The 501-nt window shown below is 70.3% G+C and carries 1 protein-coding gene; it reads left to right on the forward strand.

The genetic code is table 11. The annotated features are described in order from the left end of the window. Positions 1–501, forward strand: a 501-nt coding sequence (locus AEA42_RS21860; protein WP_197278439.1) for a F0F1 ATP synthase subunit A, incomplete at both ends; no start/stop codon positions are given.

Genomic DNA, 501 nt, shown 5'->3' on the forward strand with positions numbered 1-501 from the left:
GGTCCCGCTCTGCCCAGCCTCTCGCCGATCCCCCCGTTCGCCGCGACGCAGGCCGCCGGGTTCCATGCGCCGACGATCGCCGGGTTCTTCCCGCCCCCGGTGCTGTCCGAGGGGACGGTGTTCGGGCTCAACCGGTCCATCCTGTGCCGGAGCCTCGCGACGCGGTTCCTGGTCCCGCTGTGCTGGACCGCCGCCAGCCGTGCCCGCCTCGTGCCGAACCGTGGCCAGAACGTGGCGGAGATGGCCCTCGACTTCGTGCGGGTCAACATCGCCGAGGACATCATCGGCAAGGACACCGCGCGCCGGTTCGTCCCGCTGCTGACGACCATCTTCTTCGCGGTGCTCGCGGCGAACATCACGGGCGTCGTGCCCGGCCTCAACATCGCGAGCTCGTCGCTCATCGGCTTCCCGCTGGTGATGGCGGTGATCTCGTTCGTCGCCTTCATCGTCGTGGGCGTCAAGGCGCACGGCGCCGTCGGCTACCTGCGCACGACCCTGTTC

Origin of the sequence: Shewanella sp. Sh95 (assembly GCF_001308045.1) — a bacterium.
GTDB lineage: Bacteria > Pseudomonadota > Gammaproteobacteria > Enterobacterales > Shewanellaceae > Shewanella > Shewanella xiamenensis.